Source organism: Dyadobacter sp. (assembly GCF_051859145.1).
Classification (GTDB): Bacteria; Bacteroidota; Bacteroidia; order Cytophagales; family Spirosomataceae; genus Dyadobacter.
The window spans coordinates 1-2,172 of the sequence record NZ_JBHYGF010000514.1 but is presented as its reverse complement, the minus strand read 5'-3'; the positions used below and the strand labels follow the sequence as shown (position 1 = coordinate 2,172).

3 protein-coding genes are annotated in these 2,172 nt (G+C 48.9%); 1 reads left to right on the top strand and 2 read right to left on the bottom strand.

The features are described 5' to 3' along the window. Positions 1-222, top strand: a 222-nt coding sequence (locus tag ACTIE6_RS23125; protein ID WP_439558885.1) for a substrate-binding domain-containing protein, incomplete at its 5' end; no start/stop codon positions are given. 163 nt (positions 223-385) lie between these two features. Here ACTIE6_RS23125 and ACTIE6_RS23120 read toward each other — a convergent pair. Both ACTIE6_RS23120 and ACTIE6_RS23115 read right to left on the bottom strand, forming a co-directional pair. Further along, positions 386-1,669 (bottom strand): TIM barrel protein, encoded by a 1,284-nt coding sequence (locus ACTIE6_RS23120; protein WP_439558884.1) that lies wholly within the window; start codon positions 1,667-1,669, stop codon positions 386-388. Between the two features lie 66 nt (positions 1,670-1,735). After that, positions 1,736-2,172: SDR family oxidoreductase (locus tag ACTIE6_RS23115; protein WP_439558883.1), on the bottom strand; the 437-nt coding region annotated here is incomplete at its 5' end.

Below are 2,172 nucleotides of genomic sequence, written 5' to 3'. Positions count from 1 at the left end.
AACCTGATCAAAAAATCGCGCGAGCAGCAGTTGACGGTTGGGAAAGATATCGGGATTATATCCTACAACGAAACGCCGCTAAAAGAAATCCTGCTGGACGGAATTACGACCATTTCAACCGATCATGAGCAAATGGGAAGAACTGCGGCTGAGTTGATTAATGAGAATAAAAGGGCAGTTATTAAAAATCCGTTTACGTTGATTAAGAGGAAGTCGCTTTGAGTGGGGTTGTGCTTAGCCCTTCTAACAGCTTTGTGCCTGCCCTTCTAACAGCTTTGTGCCTGCCCTTCGACTGCGCTCAGGGTGACAAAGGTAAATCGCCTTGTCACCCTGAGCGGACCGGGCCGCCGGGCAGTCGAAGGGCAGGCGCTAACTTCCACCTTCGCTACAATCCTGTCGCCACAGTCAACCTCCCTCTTTCATTCATCAACTCATTCCTTACACTCAAACTCCTGAACAAGCCGATGGGGTCGAGTGCGCCACCGTTCTGGCGCATTGACTCGCGAACGAGTGGCCTTACGTCCGTTCTGAATGCGTTTTGCAGGATCTGCTGGGCGAGTACTACGTCGTTTTCTATTCTTGCCTGTTCCAGTTTGCTGCGATCGACGAGCAGAGCTTGCGCCTGTGCGATCAGGATTGCTTCTACGGATTGCAGCAGGTCTTCGAGCGGGTCTTTTACATTGTGGCTCGCGTCGATCATCCACGCGTAAGTATCCGCAGGCCGGTTGGCGCGCTGCATTCCGGCTACGAGCTCTACGAAAATCAGGAAAAGCTGGTACGGACGAATGCTGCCGACTGTCAAATCATCGTCGCCATATTTGGAATCATTGAAATGAAAACCGGCTAACCGACCTTCCATCATCAATGTAGCGACGATCTGTTCGATATTTGCATTGGGTAAGTGGTGCCCCAGATCTACCAGTACATCAGCTTTCGGGCCTAGCTTTTGACAGAAGAGTAATGAACTGCCCCAATCCTGGATTACGGTTGAATAGAAATTAGGCTCGTAAGCTTTGTATTCCACATATACCTTCCAGTCGTCGGGCAATGCAGCATATATTTCCTGCAAAGATTCGAGCGTATGCTGGAAAGCTTTTACAAAGTTGGATTGCCCGGGGAAGGTTGAACCATCGGAAAGCCAGATCGAAAGTGCTTTGGAGCCCAGCTCCTTTCCGTATTTAATTACCTCAATATTATGTTCAACAGCTTGTTTCCTGACCTTCGCATCAACGTGAGAAAGTGAGCCGAATTTATAGGAATGCTCCTGATTTTTCTGGTCCTGGAAAGTATTGGAGTTTACCGCGTCGAATTTCAGGTTAACCGAATTTGCCAGGTCCATAATAGACTTTGCTTGCTCCGGGATATCCCAGGGAATATGCAGTGAAATGGAGCCGCTGGAACGGTTTAATGCATGCAGCAAGCCTACATCTTCGATTTTTTCTTCCAAAGATCGTGGTTCGCCTACACCAGAAAACCTGCCAAAACGCGTACCGCCCGTACCCAGCGCCCAGCTTGGAATCGCCACCTGGAAGTCTGACAGTGCATTGATAACCTCACCGGCGTGAATGCCCTGCTCACCCAATTGTTCGTTGGTAAAGTCCAGCTGGCGATTGTGGCGCGACAATATATCATCGTTATGCTGGTCAATTTGATATTGTTCGATTTTCATGTGAAAAGGCGTTTTATGGAATAAAAAAAACCGGGACTCTCGCCCCGGCTTCATGTATCATGCAAATTATCTCAGGAATGCAGCAGGCACTCCACCGTCGACATTGATCACGTTTCCGGTACTCTTGCTCAACAAGCCACTCACGAAAATGTAAACGCCATTTGCGATATCTTCGGTATGGATTTCTGCATTCAAAACGGTGCGTTTCGCGTAGTAAGCCGGCAACTCTTCCACTTTAATACCATAAGCTTTTGCACGGCCCGCCGCCCAGCCACTTTCCCAAATTTTGCTACCTGCAATTACCGCGTCAGGGTTAACTACGTTCACACGGATTTTATCAGGACCCAGCTCCGCTGCCAGCAGGCGCGACATATGTTGCTGAGCCGCTTTCGCAGTCCCGTAAGCCACATTATTCGGACCTGAAACGATACCGTTTTTGCTTGCAATATTGATAATATCTCCACCCAAACCTTGCAGACGCATAATTGCAACTGCTTCCTGCG

Excerpts from the sequence above, each read along its gene's own strand:
- ACTIE6_RS23120 (WP_439558884.1), bottom strand. The coding sequence starts at position 1,669 with ATGAAAATCGAACAATATCAAATTGACCAGCATAACGATGATATATTG.